At 56.9% G+C, this 26,649-nt stretch carries 21 protein-coding genes; 14 read left to right on the top strand and 7 right to left on the bottom strand.

Annotation, left to right across the window (positions count from 1 at the left end; genetic code table 11):
* Window positions 1–168: 168 nt before the first annotated feature.
* Both G494_RS0109350 and G494_RS0109345 read right to left on the bottom strand, forming a co-directional pair.
* A complete protein-coding gene (locus G494_RS0109350; RefSeq protein ID WP_028584321.1) occupies window positions 169–963 on the bottom strand; it encodes a CoA-transferase subunit beta in 795 nt (264 codons plus the stop codon).
* Window positions 964–1,020: 57 nt separating this feature from the next.
* Window positions 1,021–1,941, bottom strand: coding sequence for a CoA transferase subunit A (locus G494_RS0109345; protein WP_232362520.1), 921 nt, complete (start codon window positions 1,939–1,941; stop codon window positions 1,021–1,023).
* Window positions 1,942–3,153: 1,212 nt separating this feature from the next.
* Here G494_RS0109345 and G494_RS0109335 point away from each other — a divergent pair.
* Together G494_RS0109335 and G494_RS25360 are read left to right on the top strand one after the other, a co-directional pair.
* Window positions 3,154–3,729 carry a cob(I)yrinic acid a,c-diamide adenosyltransferase gene (locus G494_RS0109335; RefSeq protein WP_028584319.1) on the top strand — a complete coding sequence of 192 codons (576 nt, stop codon included), beginning with the start codon at window positions 3,154–3,156 and terminating at the stop codon, window positions 3,727–3,729.
* Entirely contained in the window at window positions 3,714–4,394 is a 681-nt protein-coding gene (locus G494_RS25360) for a ferredoxin--NADP reductase (protein ID WP_051305566.1), read from the top strand. Before G494_RS0109335 ends, G494_RS25360 begins: the two co-directional genes overlap by 16 nt.
* 617 nt (window positions 4,395–5,011) lie before the next feature.
* Here the strand turns inward: G494_RS25360 and G494_RS26700 are convergent.
* On the bottom strand, window positions 5,012–5,158 hold the full coding sequence (locus G494_RS26700) for a hypothetical protein (RefSeq protein WP_153305821.1): 147 nt from the start codon (window positions 5,156–5,158) through the stop codon (window positions 5,012–5,014).
* Window positions 5,159–5,164: 6 nt separating this feature from the next.
* Between G494_RS26700 and G494_RS0109325 the strand changes: the two genes are divergently transcribed.
* The 3 genes from G494_RS0109325 (at window position 5,165) to G494_RS0109315 (ending at window position 8,309) form a co-directional block, all read left to right on the top strand.
* Window positions 5,165–5,743, top strand: coding sequence for a hypothetical protein (locus tag G494_RS0109325; RefSeq protein WP_153305820.1), 579 nt, complete (start codon window positions 5,165–5,167; stop codon window positions 5,741–5,743).
* Between the two features lie 13 nt (window positions 5,744–5,756).
* The gene (locus tag G494_RS0109320) at window positions 5,757–7,439 is read left to right on the top strand and encodes a VC_2705 family sodium/solute symporter (RefSeq protein WP_051305565.1); all 1,683 of its coding nucleotides are present in this window, start codon (window positions 5,757–5,759) and stop codon (window positions 7,437–7,439) included.
* A gap of 72 nt (window positions 7,440–7,511) precedes the next feature.
* Window positions 7,512–8,309, top strand: a complete 798-nt coding sequence (locus G494_RS0109315; RefSeq protein WP_028584316.1) for a tetratricopeptide repeat protein — start codon at window positions 7,512–7,514, stop codon at window positions 8,307–8,309.
* Here the strand turns inward: G494_RS0109315 and G494_RS0109310 are convergent.
* On the bottom strand, window positions 8,263–8,712 hold the full coding sequence (locus G494_RS0109310) for a thioredoxin family protein (RefSeq protein ID WP_028584315.1): 450 nt from the start codon (window positions 8,710–8,712) through the stop codon (window positions 8,263–8,265). The genes G494_RS0109315 and G494_RS0109310 overlap by 47 nt on opposite strands.
* Before the next feature lie 17 nt (window positions 8,713–8,729).
* On the opposite strand from G494_RS0109310, the gene G494_RS0109305 reads away from it, so the two are divergent.
* From G494_RS0109305 to G494_RS0109265, 9 genes are all read left to right on the top strand, one after another.
* Entirely contained in the window at window positions 8,730–9,707 is a 978-nt protein-coding gene (locus tag G494_RS0109305; protein ID WP_035246020.1) for a histone deacetylase family protein, read from the top strand.
* A gap of 175 nt (window positions 9,708–9,882) precedes the next feature.
* Window positions 9,883–10,539 (top strand): CBS domain-containing protein, encoded by a 657-nt coding sequence (locus tag G494_RS0109300; protein ID WP_028584313.1) that lies wholly within the window; start codon window positions 9,883–9,885, stop codon window positions 10,537–10,539.
* 14 nt (window positions 10,540–10,553) lie between these two features.
* Entirely contained in the window at window positions 10,554–12,656 is a 2,103-nt protein-coding gene (locus tag G494_RS0109295) for an acetate--CoA ligase family protein (protein WP_035246019.1), read from the top strand.
* Between the two features lie 42 nt (window positions 12,657–12,698).
* On the top strand, window positions 12,699–14,576 hold the full coding sequence (locus G494_RS0109290; protein WP_028584311.1) for a bifunctional acetyl-CoA hydrolase/transferase family protein/GNAT family N-acetyltransferase: 1,878 nt from the start codon (window positions 12,699–12,701) through the stop codon (window positions 14,574–14,576).
* Between the two features lie 54 nt (window positions 14,577–14,630).
* Window positions 14,631–16,670 carry an excinuclease ABC subunit UvrB gene (gene uvrB / locus G494_RS0109285; RefSeq protein ID WP_035246018.1) on the top strand — a complete coding sequence of 680 codons (2,040 nt, stop codon included), beginning with the start codon at window positions 14,631–14,633 and terminating at the stop codon, window positions 16,668–16,670.
* Window positions 16,663–17,349 (top strand): lysophospholipid acyltransferase family protein, encoded by a 687-nt coding sequence (locus tag G494_RS22715; protein ID WP_051305564.1) that lies wholly within the window; start codon window positions 16,663–16,665, stop codon window positions 17,347–17,349. Before uvrB ends, G494_RS22715 begins: the two co-directional genes overlap by 8 nt.
* Before the next feature lie 93 nt (window positions 17,350–17,442).
* A complete protein-coding gene (locus G494_RS0109275; protein WP_028584309.1) occupies window positions 17,443–18,855 on the top strand; it encodes a cobyrinate a,c-diamide synthase in 1,413 nt (470 codons plus the stop codon).
* A 204-nt stretch (window positions 18,856–19,059) separates the two neighbouring features.
* Window positions 19,060–20,910, top strand: a complete 1,851-nt coding sequence (locus G494_RS0109270; protein WP_028584308.1) for an ATP-binding protein — start codon at window positions 19,060–19,062, stop codon at window positions 20,908–20,910.
* Window positions 20,900–21,967, top strand: a complete 1,068-nt coding sequence (locus tag G494_RS0109265; protein ID WP_028584307.1) for an HD domain-containing phosphohydrolase — start codon at window positions 20,900–20,902, stop codon at window positions 21,965–21,967. Before G494_RS0109270 ends, G494_RS0109265 begins: the two co-directional genes overlap by 11 nt.
* Before the next feature lie 17 nt (window positions 21,968–21,984).
* Here the strand turns inward: G494_RS0109265 and G494_RS0109260 are convergent, their stop codons facing one another.
* The 3 genes from G494_RS0109260 to G494_RS25355 form a co-directional block, all read right to left on the bottom strand.
* Entirely contained in the window at window positions 21,985–23,151 is a 1,167-nt protein-coding gene (locus G494_RS0109260; protein ID WP_028584306.1) for an HD domain-containing phosphohydrolase, read from the bottom strand.
* Window positions 23,152–23,160: 9 nt separating this feature from the next.
* Entirely contained in the window at window positions 23,161–24,363 is a 1,203-nt protein-coding gene (locus tag G494_RS22710; protein WP_035246016.1) for a response regulator, read from the bottom strand.
* Between the two features lie 174 nt (window positions 24,364–24,537).
* Entirely contained in the window at window positions 24,538–26,595 is a 2,058-nt protein-coding gene (locus G494_RS25355; RefSeq protein WP_051305563.1) for an ATP-binding protein, read from the bottom strand.
* Window positions 26,596–26,649 lie beyond the last annotated feature (54 nt).

Below are 26,649 nucleotides of genomic sequence, written 5' to 3'. Positions count from 1 at the left end.
CGGACAGATGTGATGGTTAGCTAGTGGTCCAAAAATTTTTTCTGGAGGAACTACAAGCAGGCTAAAGCAGCTTCAGCGTTGAAAAGTACTCTGCGGGGTAGTGCAACCGGAAAAAGCAGTACATCTTCTCAGAAGATGCACTGCTTATCACTATTCAACAACCTGAATTTACGCGCGCTTGACAAAGGCTCCCAGGGGATCGATGTCTTCACGGATCATCCGCACTTCCTCAACCGTGGGCGGAGCGAATTCGGTGACATCCGGGGCAACCAGCAGCTCGAAGCCGGTGGCAGCCTGGATGGACTCAACGGTTTCACCCGGGAAGGTCTGGATCAGTCGCATCCTCTTGGTCTCTTTGTCAAAGTCAAAGATACCCTTGGTGGAGATCAGCCGATAGGGACCCTTACCCTGCATGCCGGCCTTGAAGCGGGCATTGGGGCTGCCATCCAGGTGACCGGGGCTGGTGATGTACTGCAGTTTTTCGCTGAACTTGCGCTTGTCATGGGGCACGATCAGGATGGTGCGTTCACAGGAGGCGGCCATATCACTGGCGCCGCCACTACCGGGCAGACGAACCTTGGGGGTCTGGTAGCCGGCTGGATAGTCGCCGATCATGGTGGAGTTGAGGTTGCCGTACATATCCACCTCGGCACCACCGATGAAGCCAAAGTCGGCAAAGCCGCGTTGGGTCATCTCAAAGGCGGCGTTCAGTCCTCCCACATAGGAGGCGCCGGTGAAGGTCTTTGAGTCGCCGACGGAGATGGGCAGACCTACAGACAGAGGGGGACCAACGGCGCCTGCTTCAAATACCGGGATCAGGCCTGAGGCATGGGTCAGTTTTGCGAGCAGGGCGGCGACCATGGGCAGGCCGGTTCCAACAAAGACGATCTTTTTATCTTCCAATACTTTTGCACCCGCCGCAACGATGATTTCCTGGGCGGTATAGTCAGTAGAAGCTGTCATGATGACTCCTTATCTATTATTTACGAGAGGTTCCGATTGATTCGTTGAAATATGGGATCAGGCCAGGCGTTCGCAGTTGAAAGACTCTGCTTTCTGGTCTGCCATTAATTTCGTGACCGGGAACTTCGCGATGAACTCATCAAAGGTCTCAACGCCAAAGATGTTTTCATCGTAATAGGCCTTCAGAGTATCAGAGGAACCGCCCTTGCACATTTCGGTGGCACCGGTATGGAACTGTTTGATATGATCGCCGTTGAAATAGTAATGACGACGACAGGCCCCTGGGTATGCACCAAAAGGTACTTCAATGACCGCGTCTACTGCGGCAAAAGGAATGCCGACTTCTTTGGGAGCGGCAGTGATCAGTTCGTGGGAAACCAACTGCTCACAGGTGACGATGGTGTGGGCCGAGCCCATGGCAAGCTCTGCACAGGTGCAGTCGGTACCGCGGATGATGCAGTTACCATACTTGTCAGCTGCCTGGACATGGATAATGGATACATTGGGGTTGCTTGCAGGGAGTAAGGCGATGGGGCGACCGGTGAACGGGCAATCGATGATCTTGGTGCGGCAACTGGAGGCGATGTCTCCACCCAGGGGACCACGTGTGGGGATGAAGGGGAGGCCCATGGCGCCGGCCTTGAAGCGGGCAGACATGTTGTAGTTACTCCAGTCTTCGATCTCAATCTTGCCGCGCTCTGCCAGATAGCGGAACATGGGGGACAGGCCAAAGGCCTCATGGGCCCAGTAGGCGAGTTCGATTCGCTTGATGGAGAAATGGCTTTCATCGACCATCATGGCACCGGCCAGATAATCGGGACCCATTCCGGCGGACTGCCAGGAGAGTGTCAGGTCTTTAAAACCATGACGGACCATTTCATGCGTAATAGCAATAGGTTGACGGATGTTTACAAAGCCGCCGACACCAACGTTGTCACCGTCCTTGATAAATTGGCTCACCGCTTCTTTCAGCGTCATCCGCTTGTCCCTCATGGACTTGTCTTTGTTGACAAGCGCTTCTCTCGCATCGTCGGGAGATAAACCTGTCCAATACATTTCAGCGTTATTTTCCAATTTTTCTACCTCTTCCTGTCTATCAAGCTTTGTTGTTACTCCGGGAAAACGGCTTGTTTCCCCGGCCCCCTCTGGACAAAAAAAAAGGCCGAAGGACATAACCAATAGCATAGTTGGTTACATCTTCGGCCTCTTTGAAGACTTGACTGGCAGCAGCGCTGCTGGTTGATGCGTGGTGGTGATCATAAATTCAGACACTCGTTACCCTTGCTCCTGCTTACTTGATTGGAATGAGTCGCCCCTTTGGGGGCTGTCATCTTCTTGAAGCTGTGTTGCTGAATAGTGCAACCCTGTACAGAAGGTTGCGCTGACATCATACGAAAAGAACTCCCTGCATCATCAGCGCTTTGCCCTTGGGCATAGCTTGCGGCTGTCGTTTTGAGGTGCAGTAATGTGGAGAAGGTGTTGCACCCGGTGAAAAAATGACTACGTAGGAATTTCCTATTTTATGTTGAGCGATTTGTCAACTTAAAAAACAAGAACGTATTGTTATCGCTCAAACTTTTTTTTCTCCATTCTTCGGTAAAATAAGAAGTTAATCAGGGAGCCGGGTCTTGTATCTATATTTTTTATGAATAGAATCAGTTGGGTCGAAGCAACGGCCCCGGAGCGATACCATCCAGCTGTCAAGTCGGGAGCCAGGTGAGCAATATCTTGTTATTTAAGCTGAAAATTCAAAATGCTGCACCACGGTTCGGCTCTGGCCTGCAACCTTCTGCCGGGATAGAGCCTGTACATCGGATTGGACCGGAGCAGGCCTGGTTCAGGGGAAGAATTTGCCCCAAGGCATGATTCTAGGTGCTGCCTGGAACCTATCTATGGTAAAAAATTAGACAATTAATTGGTGCAGCGCTCGAACCAGCCAGGGAAACCCGGGGGTTGCTGCAGTTGCGTGGCTGTGCAGCAGATCGGAAGGTATGCTCAGGCCAGGGGCAAACAGCAGCCACTGTGCTGCTCGCAACCCTGTTGCCATCGAGAAGGCCGCGACTGCCGTGAACGTGCAGGGCCTCCAAGGGACCACCTTGAAAAATTGCTTTTTCAAGGTGGTCATGAGCTGAGTGAGCGCATCTGTCCGGGGCCCATCCGTGCCTCGAATCTTATCCCAAGGAGAATACCATGAAAGTGTATACCGGTGGCGGTGACAAGGGCAAGACCAGTCTGTTTTCAGGAGAGAGGGTGGCCAAACATAGCCTTCGTATAGAATCCTATGGTGATCTGGATGAACTCAACAGCCTCATCGGGGCTGTGCTTGCCGTTCTCCCGGACAACAGCCAACTGGTAGCCAGGGAGTTGGCGCAGATACAGGCCCGTCTTTTCCAGGCCGGTGCCTGGCTGGCTACAACCGCCGATTCTTCAGCCAGTCAGTTCCTTGATCCGATGGATGAGTCCCTGGTCAGCGAACTCGAGGGGGCAATCGACACCCTTTCCGAAGAGTTGCCTCCTTTGAAGGTCTTCATCCTGCCTGGCGGGCACCAGTCAGCAGCCCTGGCCCATGTGGCCCGCACTGTCTGCAGGCGCTGTGAGAGGCGGGCAAGCCAGTTGGTTGAGGAGCTGGAGGCGGAAGGTGAGCTTGATGCCGCACTGTCGGTCATTGCCGTTTATCTGAACCGACTCTCCGATTATCTCTTTGTCGCAGCACGTTACCTGAACAAGGTAACCGCAACCCAGGAACAGGCATGGCAGAAACCTTAACCTCTTCAAACGGAGACCACTGGATCACCCTGGAGGAGCGCAGACAACTCTCTGGAGAGGTCTTTGAGCTCTGTTGCACCCGGCCGGCCGGGTTTCACTTTCTGGCCGGCCAGCATGTCGGCCTGCGGATCGGTCAGCTGGAGCGTGATTATACCATTGTCTCTGCCCGCCAGGAGCCGCGCCTCCGCTTTTTAGTGGAGCAGCTTGAAGCCGGTTTGCTCTCGAGCCGCCTGGCCTCCTTGGCCCTGGGGTCCAGTCTGGAAATGGGCCCCCCACGTGGGTACCTGGTAGAGCGAGCCACCGCCCGGCAGCGGGTTCTGGTGGCTACCGGCAGCGGCATAGCCCCCTTTGTCTCCATGCTTTCCAGTGGATTTCAGGCACGCTATCTCCTTCAGGGTGCTCGTCGTCCCGACCAGCTCTACTATCGCAGGCAGGTGTCGCCCCTTGTCGACAACTATGTGGGCTGTCTCACCGCGCCAGGCTGCCTGGCCAAGGGCAAAGGCTGGGTCTATCCGGGCCAGGTGACGGCCTACATTGATCAGCTTCTTCCTGTGGAGGATTATGACTTTTACCTCTGCGGAAAATGGGAGATGATTCGCCAGGCCACCCATATCATCGACCGGCGGTTCCCGGAGGCGAAGGTCTTCAGTGAAGGCTTCTACTAAGCTCGACTTGCGATGAAGCCTGCCTGAACCAGACCACAGCTGCTGCTGTCAGCCCTCGTACGCCCTTACCTGGCCCCTGCTCCAGGCAAAGGGCGTCGCCCTGTTGCGACCATCATTCCCCCCTGAAGGAGAGCAACTATCTGCTCTCTCTTCCGTTGAAAAAAATAAACAAAGCTTGACTGGGCTTTGTCCGGTTTGGTATAGGACATAAACCAACCACTTCCAGGTTCCCTTGCAGGGGATACTCGAATCGTATGGGATGAAGCATGTTCAGCAGCGGTCTTTGGAGTCTTAAAAGATTCTATCCCAAAGAGGCCGCTGAGCGAATATTCCGTCTTAACGGTTTTTTTATCCCGTCCCATCTCCAGGGGTTCCTATCCTATCAAAAACACTTCATCAAGGAGGGTTCTATAGGATGTACGCACCACCACGCATGCACTCCGTATGCGCTTTTCACTGGATACTGCCGCGACAACTGACAGTTATGGGGGGCTCATTGCTTCGTTTTTTTTTGATCCAGTGGCTTCTTGTGCCGTCTGTTCATGGCATTATCGCTCTCTTTCTCTATTATATCGATAGATTAACATCGGTTAAGGTGTCTTTATGAGTGGAAAGCGTCAATCTTTTTCAGGAGGAGTTTGATGGAAGGAACGACCAACTACAGTATCAATTTTTTCAAACCGCGCACCGCCTTTTTGAAAGAAAATGTTCGAATCATCCTCATCAGCATCACCATCTGGGCTGTCTGCGTTTTTGGATTTCATATCCTGATGAAAGTCATCGAAAAACCGACCCCGGAAGCAGGGTACCTCACCTATGAACAAGTCTATCCCAAACTCAGCGCAGGAACTGCCAGTGCGCAGGAGAAGGCGGAACTGGCCCGGGTCTATCTCGCCCTGATCGGTAAATCCATTGCCCTGCAGAACAACAGCGCCCTCAAGGGGGGGCTCACTGCCCTGACCTATGAACTCCTGCCGCCAGGGGAGAAGGAGGCCTTCAAGGCGGCCACCACTGCCCTGGTCAGCGACCACAAGCTGGACCTGGCCTACGTTCAACGGGCCCTGGGGGTGGAGAATGATATCGTTCTCAAGGGGATGGTCCCCTTTGCCTTTGTTCCCATGGAAGGCGCGAGCCTCTCGGCAACGGCTCCCGAAATCCCAGGGATCATGGATAAGTATCTGATCCACTATCAGTCCTTTCTTACCGACTCCAAACTGTTTGGTTTCCCTTTTCATTATTTCTACTCAGCAGTCTTTCTCCTGGCCCTGTTCAATCTGATCTGCCTGGTCTACTGCTACGTCATCGACGGGGTAATGAAGAAGCATGGAATGGAAAGTGAAAATGAATAGGAGAGGTGGAAAAATGATGAAACTGCATGCGAAGACTCTGTTCTGTCTGACCTTTATTGTCGGCCTGCTGGTGGCGCTGCCGGCCTTTGGTGCCAGCGGCTCCACACTGGAGGGTGGGTTTAAGCTTATTCCGGCCCTGATCCTGATCGCCATGATTGTCCTCTTTATCACCATCGGTTTCATGAATAAGGCCGAGGGGACTTCTGACTACTATGCGGCCGGTCGTTCAATCTCCAGCTTTGGCTCAGGCATGGCCATTGCCTCCAACTGGATGAGCGCCGCCTCCTTCCTGGGGATGGCTGCCATCATGTACGGCAGCGGCTATCATGGCCTCTCCTATGTGGTGGGTTGGACCGGAGGCTATGTGCTCCTCCTGGTGCTGATGGCCTCCCAGGTGCGTCGCTTCGGTAAATATACGGCAACCGACTTTATCGGTGATCGCTACTACTCCAACGGGATGCGCCTGGCAACTGCCATTATCGCCATCTGTATTTCCTTTAGTTACTGTGTCGGCCAGTTCGGTGGGATCGGCATCATGTTCAAATGGATCCTGGGAATCAACTACACCTGGTCGGTCATCATTGGGGCCTCGGTGGTTTTGACCTATACCCTGGTATCCGGGATGCTCGGGGTCACCAAGAATCAGCAGATTCAGTATGTAATCCTGATCATAGCCTTTCTGATTCCCGCCTTTGTCCTTACCTTTAAGTTTGACTACTTCTGGCTGATACCACCGATCGGCTACGGTCAGGTGGTATCCGACATCGTCGCCGGTACGACCACGCCCTACATTAGTTCCCTGGGGCACCCAATGGCCACTGTACCCACTCCTGAGTTTGCCATGCCCTGGGATCCGGCAACCGGCAAGGACTTCTTCCAGTGGATGGCCACCTGTTTTGCCCTGATGATCGGTACCGCCGGTCTGCCCCATGTTATCCAGAAGTTTTATGTGGTGCCCAAGCCCAGTGATGCCCGCTGGTCTGTGACCTGGGGCCTCTTTTTTATCTGTATCCTTTACTGGACTGCGCCACTCTACTCCGCCTTTGGTAAGATCCTCTCTTCCAACCCGGAGGTCGGTGCCCTGGCCAAGGACGCCATCGTGGTCTATACTGCCCAGCTTGGTTCGGTACATCCCCTGATTGTCGGCTTTTTGGCGGCCGGTGCAGTGGCGGCGGCATTTTCCACGGTATCCGGCCTGCTGGTTGCCGGTTCCTCAGCCTTTTCCCATGACATCTACTTTGGGGTCTTTAATCCCCAGGCCACAGGTGAACAGCAGATGCGAATGGTCAAGCTGGCCACCGTGGTCATGGCCATAGGCGTGGCCGGAGTGTCCCTGCTCAAGCTCGGCCTGATCGCCCAACTGGTGGCGGTGGCCTTTTCCCTGGCCGGTTGCACCATGTTCCCCCTCTTTCTGGTGGGGATCTGGTGGACCCGCTCCAACCGGGCCGGCGGCATCGCCAGCCTCACCGTGGGCAGCACCATCTCCCTGGTGGTGATCGCCTACTTTATTGCCGGCAAGTACGGGGTCAGTTTCCCGGGCAAGGATTTTATGAACTATTGGCTCAACCCCTGGTACTTTGCCTGGATCGCCGGACCGCTGGCGGTACTGGCCAACGTGGTGGTTTCATTGATGACCGCGCCTCCGCCGGTCGAGGTCCAGAAGCATCTGGCCGAAACCGTCCATGGTGTCAAGTAAGCGCACTCCTCAGTAACCTTTTTTCGCCTCTGCTGCCTCCCTGGCAGTGGAGGCGTTTTTATTTCGAATGTTATGAATCTCGTCCACAAGTTTCGACAACAGTCAGGCCTGGTCAAGGTCTTGTTCGCCACCCTGAGCGTAGTGGTGCTGATCCTGATCTCTGCGGTTATTTATTATGACAGGATCAACTCAGCGGAAGACCCCAGGGTGCTGGAGGCCAGAACCATGCTCCGCCAGTATGAAAAGGGGCTGGAGAGCGATGACTATGGTACGGCCATCAGCCTGCTCAGGGGCATGGAGCTCATCTATGCCCAAATCCCGGGATATGCTGATTCTTTCGAGTTGGGGGTCATCTTCAACAACATGGCCTCGGTCTACCTGGTCAAGCTGGAGACCGAACTGCTCTCAGGGCACGAGGTGGAACGCAGCCAGATGCTGGCCACCCTGGCCACTGCCGAGGGGTATAGCCGCCAGGCCATTGCCCTCTATGAAGGTTGGCTGGCCAGGATGGGGAGCCTCTCCCGGCCGGAGGTTGAGGCCCTGGTCAGGCCTGATTTTCCTGGAGATGATCCGCAGCTGATCGAGGTGGACCTGGAGCGGGTGATTGCCAAGCGGGTGGACGACATCCTCATGGCCCAGCTGGAAACCCGGCGTCGCCTCTCCGTCTCCTATGCCAACCTGGGGGTGGTCCTGCGCTATAAGGGAGAGCTGGAGGCCGCTAAAAAGGCCTACCAGACGGCTCTTCAGCTCTGGGACCGAAACTATACGGCCGAGGACAACCTGAAGATCCTGCAGGGGCTGCCGCCGGGCAAACGTTCCATGCTCAGTCGGCTTTTTCCGCCGGAGCGAAGCGAGGATCAGAAGCAGTAGGCTTCTTCTGGTCGCCCTCTGCCGGCTCACCCTCGGCCCCCTGGCCGACAAACTCAAGCAGCTGTGTCCTGTCGGGCAGCCAGCCGCTTAAGCGGCGGTTGTCCTCGGAGACCAGGGTAGGGATCATGAGGACGCGGTGACGCAGGGCCAGCAGGGGGTGGCTGAGGAGATCAACAGCCTGGATGGTGATCTCCGGGTGGTCACGGCTGATCTCCCGTAACAGTCGCTCAGTTCGTCGGCACCTTGGGCAAAGGAATGATTTAAAAAAATGGATATGCATGATGATTTCGATTAGAGTAGGGGCCAGGTAACCGAGAACTGTTGCCTTGCCTGGAATAGCGTAGTGTTCGTGATAAGAAGTATTCTCAACGGAGAAGGGACCATCTGCGGGACCACTCTCCATAACAGACTCTTCACCTTATGGGAAACGTGATTTCAGTAACTGTTATAACAGATCCTGCCTTTCAGCAACATGATACCGGCGGCGGCGAGCATCCGGAAATACCACAACGCCTGGAGGTGATCGCCAAGGCGCTGGAGAAGAGCTCGCTCCAGCCCCTGATCAGCTACGCCCGTCCCCGGGCGGTGGAGCGGTCACAACTCCTTGCCTTTCACAGCGAAGACTGGTTGTTTCGTTTCGAGGAGGCCGTGCTCAGCGGCCGGACCTACATCGATCATCCCGATAACCAGGTCGGCTATGATTCCTTTGAGATAGCGACCCTCTCAGCCGGTACAGGTCTGGTGGGTGTTGATCTGGTGGAAAAAAATCCCCAGGAGGTGGTCTTCGGCTCCACCAGACCTCCCGGTCACCATGCCGAGCCCAACATGCCCTTTGGCTTCTGTTTTTTCAACAACTGCGTCATTGCCGCCCGCTACTGGCAGCGGCAATATGGTCGGGAACGGATCTGTATCCTTGATTTTGATGCCCACCATGGTAACGGTATCCAGACGGCTTTTGAGGAGGATCCCCATGGAGCCTATGTCTCCCTCCATGAGCATCCCAGCTTCAGCTATCCAGGGACCGGTTGGCCCGAAGAGCATGGCCTGAAGGAGGGCAGGGGGACCATACTCAACCTGCCCCTGCTGCCCGGGGCCGGGGATACGCAGGTCAGGGAGACCTTTGCCCGGATCGTCACATTCTTGGAGTCCTTTCAACCCGAGGCCCTGATTGTGGGGGCCGGCTTCGATGCCCATGCAGAAGATGACATGTCCGGGTTGGCCTTTTCCACCGAAATGTATACCGAGCTGGGCACCCTGGTCGCAGATCTTGCCCGTCGGTTCACCGAGGGACGTCTGCTTTCCATCCTGGAGGGTGGCTATCACATCGAGACCCTGGGCGACTGCACCGTAGCCTACCTGGAGGGCATTGTCCGGGCCAGGCAACAGGCGGCCTCTTGATTATTCAGGCTCTTTTTTCTCGACCAGACCGGCGGCTAATGGTACCACAGGCTGGGCAGAGCAGAGCTGTCCAGAGGAGATGATCTTCCGCCCAAGGCCGTGATGGGCAGAAACAAGGGTGCAATCCAGCCATTAACTTCAACCCCGGCTCCGCGTGAGTCAGAGGAGTAGCGCGATGTTTGTCCATTACTATATGACACCATCACCCCGTACCATTGGTCCCGACCATACCGTGGCCGAGGCCATCGAGATGCTCAATACCCACAAATTTCGCCATATCCCGGTGGTGGACGACCAGAGGGTGTTACTGGGGATGCTCACCGACCGTGATCTCCGTTCCGCGACCCCGTCCACCGTGGCCCGTAGTAAGGAACGGGCCAATGTGGAGGAGGCGGTGGCCAACACCCCGGTCTCGGTGGTGATGACCGAGGACTGCCTCTACCTCACCCCCATGTCCACCCTTGACCGGGCCCTGCTGCTCCTCCAGTCAAAGAACATCGGTGCCCTGCCGGTGCTCAATGAGCAGCAACAGGTGGTGGGCATCTTTTCTGCCATGGACCTGATGAAGGCCTATACCGGCCTCTTTGGCCTGGGGGAAAAGGGCTCGGCCCTGATCTCCATCGAGGACAACGGTGAACCCCAGGCCCTGAGCGCCATCGTTCAAGTGATGGAGGACAACCGGATCGAGTTCACCCGGCTGATTCGTTCCAAGGGTACGGAAAAGGAGAATCCCATGATCTACCTGCGGATCAACACCTATAACATCCGGGCTGTCCACAGGGCCATCGAGGCTGCTGGTTTCCAGGTTCATGTTCCCAAAATTACAATCTGAACAGAGAGGTAGGCGTGGATAGACTCTTTTCTCCCCAGTCCATAGCGGTGATCGGTGCCTCCAAGACCCCTGGTAAGGTCGGCTATGAAGTCTTGAACAACCTGATTCAGAGCGGCTTTGAAGGGCCGATTGTGCCGGTCAACCAGGCCGGCGGCGAGTTGATGGGCCTGCAGGTCTATGCCGAGATCAACGATTACCCCTATGACCTGGATATGGTCGTGATCACGGTGCCGGCCGAGCTGGTCCTGGAAGCGGCCAGCTCGGCGGTCAAGAAGAAGGTCACGGCTGCAGTGGTGGTGGCCTCCGGCTTCAAGGAGAGCGGCATCAGGGGCAGGGAGCTTGAGCAGCAGCTGGTGGAGGTCTGCCGCAAGGGCGGCGTCCGCCTGCTGGGGCCCAACTGCCTGGGCTTTATCAACACCGAGATCAAGCTCAATGCCTCCTTTTCCAAGCGTATCCCCAAACCCGGCAGCATGGCCATTTTTTCCCAGTCCGGTGCCCTCTGCACGGCCATGATGGACCTGGCCGAAGGACGTGAGCTGGGGGTCTCTAAATCCATCTCGATCGGTAACAAGGCGGATATCACCGAGGTGGAGGTGCTTACTGCCCTGGCCCAGGATGAACAGACCCGGGTCATTGTCGGCTACCTGGAAGACATCAGCGACGGTGATCGCTTTGTCAAGGCGGCCGAAGAGGCCTCCATGCAAAAGCCCATCGTTATCCTCAAGTCGGGAACCACCACTGCCGGTAAACGGGCTGCGGCCATCCATACCGGAGTCCTTGGGGGGCCGGCCACCGCCTTTGGGGCGGCCTTTAAGCGGGCCGGCATCTGCCGGGCAGATACCTTTGAGGCCCTGTTCGACTACTCCACCGCCCTGGCCATGCAGCCCTGCCCCCGGGGCAGCCGGGTCTTTGTGCTCAGCAATGCCGGCGGACCAGGCACCATTGCCGCAGATGCCCTGGAACGGGAGGGGCTGGAGATCTGTTCGGTGAGTAATGAGTTGCGGACCGCCATCCAACACATCCTGCCCTCGGTCAGCCGGGTCAACAACCCCATGGATGTCTCGGCCGACGCCGAACCGGCCGACTATGCGGCCCTGATCACCGAGGTCCAGAAGGATCCGGCCGTGGATGCGGTCCTGGTCGTCCTGGCGCCCCAGTACATGACCCAGCCGGCAGTGACCGCCCTGGCCATTGCCGAGACCCAGGACTTTTCCAAACCGGTGTTGGCCTCCTTTCTCGGAGGTGACGATGTCATGCCCAGCCGTCGGGAACTGGCCACCCTGCGTCTGCCCTTTTACGATACCCCGGAGCGGGCCGTGGCGGCCCTGAAGTCCCTCTTTGACTATGGTCAGTGGCGGCGTCGACCTGCCCGGCATGTGGTCCGCTTTCCGGTCAACCGTCGTCGGGTGGAGCGGATCATTGCCCGGAGGCAGCGGACCGGACGACTGCGGTTGGGAGAGGTCAAGTCCAAGGACATCCTCAAGGCCTACGGTTTTCACATCCTGGAGGGGCGGTTGACGGTCAGCCCGGAACAGGCCATGGAGATCGCCCGCTTTATCGGCTTTCCGGTGGCCATGAAGATCGTCTCGCCCAATATCATCCATAAGAGTGACATGGGCGGGGTCAAACTCAATGTCGGCTCCAGTCAGGAGGTGGCCGATGCCTTTGAGCTGATGATGCTCAGGATCGGCAGACATGCCCCAGAGGCCCACATCGAGGGGATCTATGTGGAAAAGATGGCAGACAGCGGCATGGAGGTGATCATCGGTATGACCAGGGACCCCCAGTTCGGTCCCATGCTGATGTTCGGTCTGGGCGGTATCTTCGTGGAGATGATGAAGGATGTTGCCTTTCACCTTGCCCCCATCACCGAGGATGAGGCCATACAGATGCTCAAGTCCACCCGCTCCTATGAACTGCTTAAGGGTAAGCGGGGGACCAAGGAGGTGGATATCGGTGCCATTGCCGTTGCCCTCCAGCGGATCAGCCAGTTGGCCACCGATTTTCCCCAGATCATGGAACTGGATATCAACCCCCTGATCGTGGGTGAGATCGGGAACGAACCCATTGTCGCCGATGCCCGGATGACCTTTGCCCATACCACGGAGCGGGGCTGAGCGTCCGGCGTCAACTGAACCCTAGTGCAGACAGGAAGTACCATGGAATACGATAGTAACTGGCAGGAACGATATAAGGATATGCTCGCCACCCCCAAGAGGGCGCTCTCCCACCTCCGGGCCGGCCAGAGGGTCTTCATCGGCACCGGCTGCGGTGCGCCCCAGGACCTGATCACGGCCATGACCAAACGAGCCGGTCAGCTGGCCAATGTGGAGGTCATCCAGCTGATCACCAAGGGCAGCGCCCCCTATGCGGAAAAACGGCTGTCTGAATGTTTTGCCATCAATGCCTTTTTCATCAGCTCCAATGTCCGTCATGTCATCCAGGAGGGCTTTGGCGACTATACCCCGATTCTGATGTCGGATATCCCGGACCTGCTCGATACCGGCATCCTGCCCATCGATGTGGCCCTGATCCAGGTAACCCCGCCGGACAAAACCGGCAAGGTCAGCCTGGGGATCTCGGTGGATATTGTCCGCAGTGCCGCAGACAACGCCTCCCTGGTCATTGCCGAGGTCAATCCCAACATGCCCTGGACCCATGGGGATACCCTGGTGGACGTCTATGACCTGGATATCCTGGTGCCGGTGGATCATCCCATCCTTGAGCGTGAGGTGGATCCCCCCAACGAGATCAGCAGGAAGATTGCCCGGGAGGTTTCGGCCCTGATCCCCAACGGTGCCACCATCGAGCTTGGCCTGGGCCGGGTTCCCGGCTACGGTCGGATTCCCCAGGTGGTCATGGAGTACCTCCACGATCGCAAGGACATCGGCTTTCACACCGAGATGATTTCCGACACCATCATGCCCCTGATAGAATCCGGGGCCGTGACCGGTGCCAGAAAGACCATTGACCGGGGTAAGATCACCGCCAGCTTCTGCATGGGTACCAAGAAGCTCTACGAATTTATCCATGACAACCACCTCTTCAGCTTCCGTCCCACCGAGTATATCAACGACCCTGCGGTGATCGGCAAGCAGAAACGGATGGTGGCCGTCAACATGGCCCTGGAGGTGGACCTTACCGGCCAGATCTGTTCCGACTCGGTGGGCGGCCAGTTTTACTCCGGTATCGGCGGTCAGATCGATTTTAACCGCGGCGCTGCCAAGTCGGAACGGGGCCGGGCCATCATCTGTATGCCCTCCCTGGACGAGTTCGGCACCCGCTCCCGGATCGTCACCACCCTCCAGCCCGGTTCCGGGGTGGTCATCACCCGGGGCACGGTTCACTACGTGGTCACCGAGTACGGGGTGGCGTATCTCCATGGCAAGTCCATCCAGGAGCGGGTCATGGCCCTGATATCCATTGCCCATCCCGACTTTCGGGAGCAACTCTTTGCCGAGGCGGTGGAGGCCAAGTACCTCCGGCCCGACCTGGCCAGATTCGGCAGCCGCTTCATCGTCCCCGGAGAGGAACGGATGCGGGCCTCCTATTTGATGCCCGAGGGGATCAACGTCGATATCCGTTCCATCCGGCCCACCGATGAACCCCACATGCGTGACCTGGTCTACAACCTCTCCCAGGAGACCATCTTCTACCGGTTCATGAATCATCAGCGCTTTACCCATCGTCATATTCAGGATTTCGTCTATATCGACCACCGCCGGGATGTCTGCATTGTCGGCACCATCCCGGAGGCCCACGGTGACCAGATTATCGCTGTCGGCCGCTACTACCTCAACGAGAGCACCAACATGGCCGAGGTCGCCTTCATTGTCCGGGATAACTGGCAGAGTAAGGGGCTGGGCAGCTTTTTCTTCCAGCACCTGATCAAGATTGCCAAGGGCAACGGTATCGCCGGCTTCACCGCCGAGGTGCTCCGGGATAACCGCCGGATGCAGAACGTCTTCAACCACTCCGGATTGAAGGTGAGCAGTAAGATTGAAGAAGGGGTCTACAGCTTTGAGATGGAGTTCTAAAGCGCAGCTCTCGGTCAGCCCCTGTCCTCTCCGCTTCCTGTTCAGGAGTCGACCATGGTGACCAGCCAGCACTATCAGACCGACCGGCCCTTTGAGCTGGTCACCGATTTCACCCCGTCAGGGGATCAGCCTGCTGCCATCGCCAGCCTGGTTCAGGGGCTTCGAGAGGGGGTGCGTGATCAGGTGCTCCTGGGGGTGACCGGCTCGGGCAAGACCTTTACCATGGCCCAGGTGGTGGCGGCCCTGCAGCGGCCCGCCCTGATCCTGGCCCCTAACAAGACCCTGGCTGCCCAGCTCTTTGCCGAGTTTCGGGAACTCTTTCCCCACAACGCGGTGGAGTATTTTGTCTCCTACTACGACTACTACCAGCCTGAGGCCTATATCCCTGCCTCAGACACCTATATCGAGAAAGATTCTGCCATCAACGATGCCATCGACAAGATGCGTCACTCCGCCACCCGCTCCCTGATCACCCGGCGGGATGTCCTGATCGTGGCCTCGGTCTCCTGCATCTACGGCCTGGGCTCGCCCGAGGAGTATCGGAACATGCACCTTCTCCTGGAGGTCGATGCAGACTACCCCATGGAGGAGGTCCAGCGCCGGCTGGTCTTCATGCTCTATGAACGCAACGATGTCTCCTTTCACCGCGGCACCTTCCGGGTGCGGGGAGATGTGATTGATATCTTTCCGGTGCATGAGGAGAACAATGCGGTCCGGGTGGAGTTCTTCGGGGATACCATCGAGGCGATCTCTGTCATCGACCCCCTGCGCGGGGTGGTGATCGAGGACCTGGCCGAGCTGACCATCTTTCCGGGAAGCCACTTTGTGAGCAGCCAGGAGAACCTCAGCCGGGCTGCAGGGACCATCAAGGAGGAGCTGCGCCAGCGCCTTGAAGAGCTGTACCAGCAGAACCAGCTGGTCGAGGCCCAGCGTTTGGAGCAGCGGACCATGTTTGACCTGGAGATGATCGCCGAGTTGGGCTACTGCAACGGCATAGAAAACTACAGCCGTCACCTCACCGGCAAGCTGCCCGGGGCGCCGCCGCCCAACCTGCTGGACTACTTTCCCGACGACTATCTCCTGATCATCGATGAGTCCCATATCGGGGTGTCCCAGGTCAGGGGAATGTACAACGGCGACCGTTCCCGCAAGCAGACCCTGGTCAACTTCGGTTTTCGACTGCCCTCGGCCCTGGATAACCGGCCCCTGCGTTTTGATGAGTTTGAGCAGCGGATCCACCAGGTGGTCTACGTCTCTGCCACCCCGGGAAGCTATGAGCTTGAGCGCAGCGCAGGCAGGGTGGTGGAACAGCTGATCCGACCCACCGGGCTGCTGGATCCCCTGATTGAGGTGCGACCCGCGGCCCGCCAGGTGGATGATCTCCTGGAAGAGATTCGTAGCTGCAGCGCAGCCGATGAGGCCGTGCTGGTCACCACCCTGACCAAGAAGATGGCCGAAGATCTGACCGAGTACTATCAGGAGTTGGGGGTGCGGGTCCGCTACCTCCACTCCGATATCAAGACCCTGGAGCGGATCGAACTGATTCGGGAACTGCGTAATCGGGATTTTGATGTCCTGGTGGGAATCAACCTGCTCCGTGAAGGGCTGGATATTCCCGAGGTCGCCCTGGTGGCCATCCTGGACGCCGACAAGGAGGGCTTCCTTCGCTCGGAGCGCTCCCTGGTTCAGACCTGCGGGCGGGCTGCACGTAATGCCCATGGCCGGGTCATTCTCTATGGAGACCATCTTACCCCATCCATGCGCTATACCATCGATGAGACCAACCGCCGGCGGGCCATCCAGGGGGCCTTTAATGAGGCCCACGGGATCACCCCCCAGACTGTGATCTCCGAGGTCAAAGACTCCATGGCCAGGCATCTCAAGGCCTCGGGCTGGGAGCCGGAGGAGTCAGCCGCAGCCCTGGGCAGTGCCGAGCCAGAGGTGGTCTACCATAACCTGGAAAGTCTCCATGCCGAGATTCGGCGCCTGGAGGCCGAGATGCGCTCGGCGGCCGAGGTCTTGGATTTTGAAGCTGCGGCCGGCTATCGCGATCAGATGAACACCTTGAAAATGCTGGAGCTTGAAGTTGGCTGATTACTGGTATCGCCTCTCGCTTAGAATCGTGCCGCGCCTCTTTGTCCTTCTGGTGCGGCTCTGGTTTGCCACCTGCCGGGTCCGGGTTGTGGGGAGCGAACACCGAGATCGGGCTCTGGAGCATGGCCCGGTGGTGGCTGCCTTCTGGCACTACTCCTTTGTCTACCTCTTCTATCATCTCCGCCGCTATCCAGCCGCGGTGATGGTCAGTGCCAGCCGTGACGGCGAGTATATTGCGGAAGCAGCCAGGCTCATGGGCCATACCCCGCTGCGCGGCTCCTCCAATCGTCAGGGCGTGAGCGCTCTCAGGGCTATGCTCAAGGCCATCCGTGGCGGCCGTAACTGCGGGATCGTGGCCGATGGTTCCCAGGGGCCTGCGAGAAGGGCCCAGGCAGGATGTCTGCTGGTTTCCTCCAGGTCCGGCCGACCGGTGCTGCCTGTCTGTTGGGCGGCCAGCAGATACCTGGCCTTTAAGAGCTGGGACCGGACCGTCATCCCTCTGCCCTTCTCCACCGTTGTCCTTCGCTATGGCGAGCCCCTGGTGGTTCCGGGAGAGCTCGACAGTGCACAGCTCGAGCAGTGTCGACTGCTCCTGGAGCAGCAGTTGAACGAACTCTATACCTGGGTCTGGGAGCAGGTCCGACCTCAACCCCACGATCAGGAACAAGGGGTACCCTAGGCGCTCCCGAGCCGAAGGGATAAAGCGGCCGCACCCCTCCGGAGCGTAGCTCCTGTTGTCTCATTTTTCTTCCACCTTTTCTAGCGAACTATTATGACCCACACCAGTGTTGTTGGACCCCATGAAGCCAAAAGTATCGTCATTGCCGGCCTCAGCGGCGGCGCAGGAAAATCCATGGTCTCGGTGGGCTTGACCCGGGCCTTGAGAGATACCGGTGCCGCTGTGATACCCTTCAAAAAGGGGCCGGACTATATCGATGCCGGTTGGCTGACCGCCGCGGCCCAGTCCCCCTGCTACAATCTGGATCCTTACCTGATGTCTGCAGAGACGGTTCGGTACTCCTTTTTCAGTCATCTCCATGGGGCTGATTATGGTGTTGTCGAGGGGAATAGAGGCATCTATGACGGGGTCGATTACCAGGGCCACTATTCCACCGCAGCCCTGGCCAAAGAACTGGACCTGCCTGTGCTCCTGGTGGTCAACTGCTCCAAGACGACCCGCACCATCGGAGCCCTGGTCCTTGGCTGCTGTGCCTTTGATCCTGATGTCCGTTTTGCCGGGGTTATCCTCAACCAGATCGCCACCTCCCGCCACGAAACCATTATCCGTCAGACCCTGGAGCATTATACCCCTCTGCCGGTCTTGGGAATCGTCCCCCGGATGCGGGAGGATATCTTTCCCATGCGCCATCTTGGCCTGACTCCGCAACAGGAGTACTGTAATGCCGATGCCGCGGTCAACAAACTAGCCGAGCTGGCCCGCTCCGAGTTTGAGTTGGAGGCCATCACAGCGGCCATGGCCAGGGTACAAACAGCGGCACCTCCTGCGCCGAAGGTCGATACCACGGCCTCCCCCTTGGTGATCGGGGTGTTGCGGGACATGGCCTTTCAGTTTTACTATGAGGAAAACCTGGAGATGCTCCAGCGCGACGGAGCCCGTCTGGTGGCCATCGATGCCCTCTCGGCCGAGTGCCTGCCCGAGGAGTTGGATGCCCTCTATATCGGCGGCGGCTTTCCCGAGACCAGCGCCCGCCAACTGGCTGAGAATGTCACCTTTCGTGCGTCTGTACGTCAACAGGCTGAGGCCGGGCTGCCCATCTATGCAGAATGCGGCGGCCTGATCTATCTGGGACGATCCATCTGTATCGATGACCGGGAATACCCTCTGGCTAATGTCTTTCCCATCGTCTTCGGCCTTGCCAAAAAACCCCAGGCCCATGGCTATTCTGCCTTTACCGTGGAGGCAGAAAACAGCTTTTACCCTGTCGGCACCCGGGTGAAAGGGCATGAATTCAGATACTCGACCATTAAAGAGTGGTCAGGTGAGCCGGCTGAGCTGGTTTTGAAGATGGAGCGTGGGGCAGGATTTATCCAGGGGAGGGATGGCCTGAAGAAGAAGAATGTCCTGGCCATGTATACCCATGTCCTGGCCCCGGGCAGCCCTGAGTGGAGCATGGGGCTCCTGGCTGCCGCTCGCAGCTACAAGAAAAATAAGTCCTCCTTTTGATTTCAAGGCGTATGCTGGTATACTGACTCCAATGTCGGTTTACCCGGTCCGAATCCTTTGGCTGTGCAATGGTTGTCGCCTGAGCCCCGGACCGTGGAAACGAACCGTCACCGGGAGACACAGGGGATTGCCTTTTCTTTGGGGGCTTTTCAGAGAGGGTAAAGGCACGAAGGCCATGCTTTTGGATTTCGTCGGGAATACGCTATGAACAACAGACCAGCGAACAGAGGGGGATATATATCCCTTGAGGCCTTGAACCATGCCCCCCTGGAGGTGTTGTGGATTGATGAAGATGGTACCGTGGTTCAGGCCAATGCCAAGGCCATGGAGCATGGCCGGAGAGAGGGGCTCACCCTTCTGGGCCAACCCCATCATCTGGTTGCCCCCTCTTTTCCAGACGGGCTGCTTGAACAGTTGTTGCGTGGCGAGCAACAGGTCATCTCTTATGCCCCTGCCTCCGGCGTTGAGGAGGAGGTGCTGTTGCTTCAGGAGGAGGAGCAGGCCTGTTATGTGATCCGTTACGGCAAGGAGCTTCTTCTGGGGAGAGCCGATGCTCAACCTGCCCTCTCGTTTCCCCAGGAGCATCCTGGCCCGACCCAGGGCATGATCGAGATGGCCAGGCAGGTTCGTACCGAGTTCCTGGCCAACATGAATCACGAGATCCGCACCCCGATGAATGCGATCATCGGCTATGCAGAGATGCTTGCCGGCGGTGAGCTGGCGCCAAGAGAACAAAGATATGCTGAGACGATCTTTAAAAGCGGCATGTCTCTGGTGGCCATACTCAACGATATTATGGATCTCTCTAAGATTGATTCCGGTCGATTGAAGATTGTCAAGACCGCAGTTCGCCTCCAGGATATCATTGATGAGGTGGTTGAATTTTATCAGGAGCAGGCCTATGGCAAGAGTCTCTACCTGGAGAACAGGGTGGATGGCCAGGTCCCCAGTAACCTCTTTCTTGATGGGGTCCGTTTAAAGCAGGTGCTCCAGAACCTGGTGAGTAATGCCATTAAATTTACCCGTAAGGGGGGCGTGCTGATCTCGGTGCAGGCCCATCCTTCGAGCAACGATGCTGATCGTTATGACCTCCTGATCTCTGTGGAGGATACCGGTATCGGTATCCCTGAAGCTGAGCAGGAGATGATAGCCAACACCCTTGATCCCGGCAAAGAAGAATTTTCCGATGCCTGCCAGTCCAGGGGGTTCGGCCTCTCCCTCTGTGCCCGCCTGGTTGCCATGATGGGGGGATCCATTACCTTGGCGAGCCGGGAGGGAGAGGGGGCCAGTTTTCTGGTGACTCTCTACCAGGTTGGGGCTTCAGCCGGGCTGCAGGGAGCCGGATCCAGCCAGGAGGATCTTGCCGACTCCTCGACCCTGGAGGGGCAGCTCACTGTCCTGGTGGTTGACGACATGGAGTTGATCACCGATGTGTTCAGCGATTTCTTCCGAAACACCACCGTGGAGGTGCTCACCGCGGCCACCCCTGAGGAAGCCCTGGACAAGGCCGTGGAGGAGCAACCGAACCTGATCTTCATGGATTTGAATCTTGCCGGCAGGGATGGCCGAAGCGTGACCAGGGAGTTGCGGGCCATTCCGCAAACCCATGAGATACCGGTGATTGTCATGACCGGCAACATCATGGATGAGAGCGACTATAAGCCCCTGTTTGACGATTTTTTGCAAAAACCTTTTCGGCTGGATGAGGTCAGGGCCATGGTGGAGCGTCATGGGCGGGGCAAGGGCGGCGAGGTCCCGGCTGCAGGGAGCGACCAGGGGAAGGCGGAGGAGCCCGAGCGTCCCCTGTCCTCACTTTCCCTCATCTGGAGCGAGGGCCTGGAGATGTTGCTGGAAAAGGCGATCCACTCCGGCAGCCTCTCTACGGCTCAGGACATTGGCGCCATTCTGCAACAGGGCGGGGCCAAGCGGCAACTGGACGACGTTGTTGCCTTGGGAAGCAAACTTATGGAATATGCAACTGATCATGATATAGTGGGTGTTGAGCAGATTCTTAAACAATTAGAACACGCAGGTAGTCGACGCCATGAAACCTGAAAAAAAATCTCTTGTCTTTATTGTAGACGACGTTCCGGAAAATATTCAGATCGCCCTCTCCCATCTCACTGACCTGGATTGCGAGTTTGCCTACGCCACCAGTGGGGAGCAGGCCCTGGAACGGATCAGGGTGGCGCATCCGGATTTGATCCTGATGGATGTGATGATGCCTGGGATGAGTGGTTTTGAGACGGTTGCCGAGCTGAAGAAGTATGAAAATATGGCCTCGATTCCGATTATCTTTCTCACAGCCCGGGCCGAGTCGGACGATGTGGCTCGCGGCTTTGAGCTGGGTGCCGTGGATTATGTGACCAAACCTTTTAAAGGGGTTGAGCTGCGCTCCCGGGTGCGCAATCATCTGGAACTCTACGCCTATCGTTCAGGCCTGGAGTCCTTGGTCTTGCAGCGGACCCAGGAGACGGAACTGCTCAAGGATGTGATCATCGAGGCCATGGGCGAGATGGCGGAATATCGTGATCCTGAGACCGGCAGGCATATTCACCGGACTCGGATCTATGTTCAACTGCTGGCCGAAACCCTGGTAGAGCAGGGAGCCTTTACCGAGCAACTCACTGCCGAATATATTCAGTTGTTGAAGAAATCAGCACCGCTCCACGACATCGGCAAGGTGGCCATCCGTGATTCGATTCTACTCAAACCCGGCAAGTTGACGGCAGAGGAGTTTGAAGAGATGAAGGCCCACACCCTCTACGGGGAGGAGGTCATTGCCAATCTTGAGCAGATGGCCGGCCATCCCACCTCCTTTTTAAGTTGTGCCAAAGAGATTGCCGGCAGTCATCACGAAAAGTATGACGGAACCGGTTATCCCAGGGGACTCAAGGCAGAGCGGATTCCGCTGGCCGGTCGGATCATGGCGGTGGCCGATGTCTACGATGCCCTGATTTCCAAGCGGGTCTACAAGAAGGCCATCTCCCATGGGAATGCCATGGAGATCATGCTTAAGGGCAGGGGCTCTCATTTCGATCCCCTGCTCATCGATGCTTTTCTTCAGGTGGAACCGCAATTTCATCGTATTGCCTCAAATCACAAGGATTAGCCTCCCCCTGCCAGCCCCTATGTCGTGATTTCCGTGGTCTCACCTGAGGTCTGGCCCAGCTCTACCCGGATGGGCTCGATGATACCGACCTGCCTGGCAAAGTTTTTCAGTCCCTGAACCAGGGGCCAGGTAATCTTCTGTCCCTTGGGAATGACCAGCACCCCGTTTTTGGCCATGACATCCTCGGTGGCGACCATACCCGGGGCGATACTCTTGACCGGTAAGGTGACAATACTCTTCTCAGGTTCAGCCTTCAGCCCGGCCAGTTGGTCGACGATACTGGGGTTGTAGACACGACGCTGTTTGGTCAGCTCCTTGATGATCTCGGAGCGTCTGATACCGCGAAAGAGTTGGAGATCAAACTCGATCACGGCTTTCAGGATCTGGGCACCGGTCTGGACCTCTTCGAAGATATCTCCATAGGCCTCTTCCCCATAGGCTTCAAAGGGCTGCTGCTGCAGGGCGATCATGGTGGTGACGTTTTCCAGTCTGGGGATTTTTTCCAGGAGCCTGGCCCCTATGGCCGGGTGATTGGCGTACATCTCCGCCTCTTCGGGGCTGAGGCTCTGGCCGGAGTAGACCTTGTTGATGATCTCGGCAGGCAGGGTCACACACCCTATCTGGGACATGAGGGCGGCAATCTCATATTGCCACAGGCCTGGAAGGCCAAGGGCTGCAGCGATGGTGACCACAAACCTTTTGATCCGCAGGCCGGAGCTGAAGGCCACTGGATTGGCGATACTCAAGAGTTCGGAAAGAACATTGATGCTGCCCTTCAGGGTCTGCTGGAGCAGCTCCTTCTCTGCGGTCAGCAGGCGATGTTGTCGCTGGGCCAGGGCAATGGCGGTGATAAAGGTGGCCGGCGGGCAGGGTTTGGTGAGGAAGCGGAAAACATGGCCGGTGTTGACCGCCTCCATGGCAGTCTCCTGGTCGGCATTGCCGGTCAGCATCAGGCGGACCATCTCGGGATAGAGGTCCTTGACCTTTCCCAGCAGCTCCACACCGTTCATTCCCGGCATCCGCATGTCGGTGACGATGACTGCAAAGGGTTCCGTTCTTTTCAGCAGCTCCAGGGCCTGTTCGCCGCCCTCGGCGACTTCCAGGGAAAAGCGTTTTCTGAACTGGCGCTTGATGGATTGGAGGATGTTGGGGTCATCATCAACAAAGAGTATTCTTTCCGTCATGCTGCAACCTCACTGGAGAAGTTCTCTACACTGTTCAAACCAGGCCTGATAATGATCGTCCATGCCGATCTGTTCGAGATACGCCTGGTTGATGACCGGCGCTCTGCCGATGCACTCTTCCGGCTTCAGGCTGTAATAAATGATATCTGCAGCATGTAAGATCAGGGCCGGGCAAAAGGACGGCTCCGGATACTGTTCCAGCCGATGCTGAAAGGCAATGGCCTCAACCACCTGGCCAGGGAGTCCCCACAGGCCGATGAGATAACTGCCCACATCACTGTGGTCGGCGTTGAACTGGGCAATCTCCGCCTCTGAGAGGCTGAGATTTTCTTCAGCAGCCCGGTCGACTGCCTCCACGTACTGCTCCTTGAGGCTGGAGAAGAGCAGCAGCTTGCCAATGTCGTGGATGATGCCGGCGATAAAGGTCTGGTCGATGAGTTCCTTGTCATTACTTTCCAGCTGAGCGATTTTCTTGGCAAAGGAGGCGGTGGTAAAGCTGTGCTCCCAGAGGCTGGCCAGAGAAAAATTTTTAGAGGAGGGCGGCTTCAACTCGGTAAAGACGCCCACCCCCAGGACCAGGGCCTTGACCGTGTCCAGGCCCAGTAAGTTGACCGCCCTGGAAGGGCTGTCGATGTTTTTGTAGAGGCCGAAGAAGGCAGAGTTGACCAGTTGGAGGACCTTGGCGCTCATGGCGATGTCTTTCTCGATGATGGCGGAGACATCGGCTATGGTGCATTCAGGGTTGTGCAGCGCGCTCTGCAGTTCGCGGTAGACCGCGGGAAGGCTGGGCAGGCTGCCCAGGCTGGAGACCAGGGACTTGAGACCATCGTTATTCATCAGCTCCTGGAGGGCACAGGCCCGCTGGAGTACCTCACGCAGGGTCTCCGGATCCGAGGGTTTGGCCAGGAACTGGTGGACCACACCCACGGTTCGGAGGATGGATTCCTCATCGGCCTGGCCGGTGAGCATGATCCGGATGGTCTGGGGATACTCCTCCTGGACCGTGGTCAGCAGGGTGGCGCCGTCCATGCCGGGCATCCGCATGTCAGAGACGATGATATCTATGGGGCTTGCGGCAAAGACCTCCAGGGCCTCTTTGCCGCTCTCTGCGAAGTGAAATTCCATCTCCTTGCGCATGGAGCGGAGCATGCGGCGTAATCCGGAAAGAATATTGGGTTCGTCGTCTACAAAGAGAACATTCCTTTTGGTCATACTTTCTCCTTCATGGAATTCTCAGATGGGCAGCATTCACTGCATCCTCGATCTTGACCAGACCGGGGAGAGGCGACCCACGGGTTCCAACTCCACCTTTTCCAGGGACGGCTTCCGCTAGAAGGCTTGAGCCTGGGGTGGGGGTAGGGCAGGGGATGCAGGGAGCCATGGATCTCAACCGCTGGTACCGGACATCTGGGGCTGGAGCGGGAGTTTAACCACAAAGGTGGTGCCGAGACCCTCGTGGGACTCGAAGCTGATGGATCCCAGGTGTTTTTCCCGGATGATCTGATAGGCTATGGCCAACCCCTGTCCTGAGCCCTGGCCCACCTCTTTGGTGGTAAAAAAGTGATCAAAGACCCGGTCCCGGATGGCCCGGGGGATCCCGGCCCCGTTATCCTGGATGCTGATTATGGCCATCCCGCCCTGGGAATAGGTGCGCACCATGATCCGGCCTCTGCCATGGCCCTCGGCTTTTTGATCTTCCCTGATGGCATGACTGGCGTTGACGATCAAGTTGAGAAAGACCTGTTTGAGTTCGCCAATATAGCAGGGAACTTTCGGCAGGTCCCGGGAAAAATCAGTGGTGAGTTCTGCACAGTATTTCCATTCGTTGCGACAGAGCACGATGGTGCTTTCCAGGGCCTGATTGATATCAGCCTCTTCCTTTTCAACGCTGCCCTGGTGGCTGAAGTCCTTCATTGCCTGGATGATGGTGCGCACCTGTTCGACCCCGGACAGGGACTCTTGCAGGGCCTTGGGCAGCTCTTCTTCCAGGTAGTCTATCTCATATTTTTCCCGTAGCTGCTGGTACTGTTCTGACAACTCTTCCGGGGCCATTCCGTCTGCTCCAAGCAAGACGCTGCCGGCCTGGAAGAAGTGGAACAGATCATCGGTGCTGTCCTGGCAAAAGCTGGTATTGTCGCCGATGAACTGGAGTGGCGTGTTGATTTCATGGGCAATTCCAGCGGCAAGGGTGCCGACAGCTTCCATCTTTTGCGCCTGTTGCAACTCCTGCTCAAGTATTCGTTGTTGGGCCTCTTTTCGTTTTTTTTCGGTGATATCCCTGTAGACTCCTCTGTAACCGATCAGTTCTTGACTGTCATCCAAGACCGGTTTGCCGCTGATGAGCAGTTGAATTTCCGTACCGCTGCAGGTGGTGAAGCTCTGCTCCAGGTCATGGATGGGACGTCTCTGCTGAAGACGGGTCTCGATTTCCAGCCTGAAAGGATGCTGCTGCCGGTTTGGGATGTTGCTGAATATCGAAGTTCCGATGAGCTGCTGCTCCGAGTAGCCCAGCAGGTTTTCGGTTTTGCCGGAAACAAAGGTGTAGCTGCAGTCCGGGGAAATTTCCCAGATGATGTCACCGGAACTGGAGGCGATGTCAAAGAGACGCTGTTCTGATTGGCGGAGCTGTTGAGCGGAGACCAGGAGTCGTTGTTCGTATTGGCGCAGGTTGGTGGAGATCTTTTTTGAGATGGAGGAGGTGATGGCAACCAGGAGGATGGCGCTGGCCATGAAGATCAGCGTAAATAGGGAGATAAAGGTCGAGCGTGCCGCCTGGAGCTGGCTTCTTGTCATGAGCACCCGTTGGTCGATGGTATCTGCATACTCACCTGCTCCCAGGACCCAGTGAAAGGGTTCAAAGTAGCGGATATAGGACATCTTGGGGTAACCGATTTCCGTGGAGTGTCCCTGGACGATCTTTGGCCAGTAATAGCTGATGAATCCCTGTCGGTCCTCGGAAGCAATTTTGTTAAATTCCTTAAAAATTTCTAATGGTTTTATGTTTTGGGCCCCCACGGAATCCTTGTCAAGGATCTTGCCCTGGTAATAGAGTTTCTTGACCCACTCAAGATCAATATAGCCCGATAAATCCTGACCCAGGATATCGGTATTGGGGTGCACCAGGAGGACGGCACCCTCCGGATCTGCCGAATCGTAATGGTGGATCCAGAGGTAATTATTTTGGTCAAAACGGATATTGCTGAGCAGGCTGAGACAGTCCTGTTGAGCAAAGCCTTGTTCCCGGCAGGTGTATGCAAGGGTGTAGGCGGTATCAACCCGGGCCTGCAGTTCATCCTGGATCTGGGCTTCCAGGTTCGCGCGGATGTCGCTGAGCCGCTGGTCCATGTCGCGGTTAAACATATTGATGGCCAAAAGGCCGGTCACCACCATTCCCGCCAGCAGGGGGAGCAGGGCGAGGACCTGTAAGCGATAGCTTTGGAACATAGCTTTTTTGCAGAATATTCTTGGTGATGTCTGGCTGTCGATTATAGTATACAA

The sequence above is a fragment of the Desulfogranum mediterraneum DSM 13871 genome (genome assembly GCF_000429965.1).
Taxonomy (GTDB): Bacteria; Desulfobacterota; Desulfobulbia; order Desulfobulbales; family Desulfobulbaceae; genus Desulfogranum; species Desulfogranum mediterraneum.
This window is presented reverse-complemented; position numbering and strand designations above follow the sequence as displayed.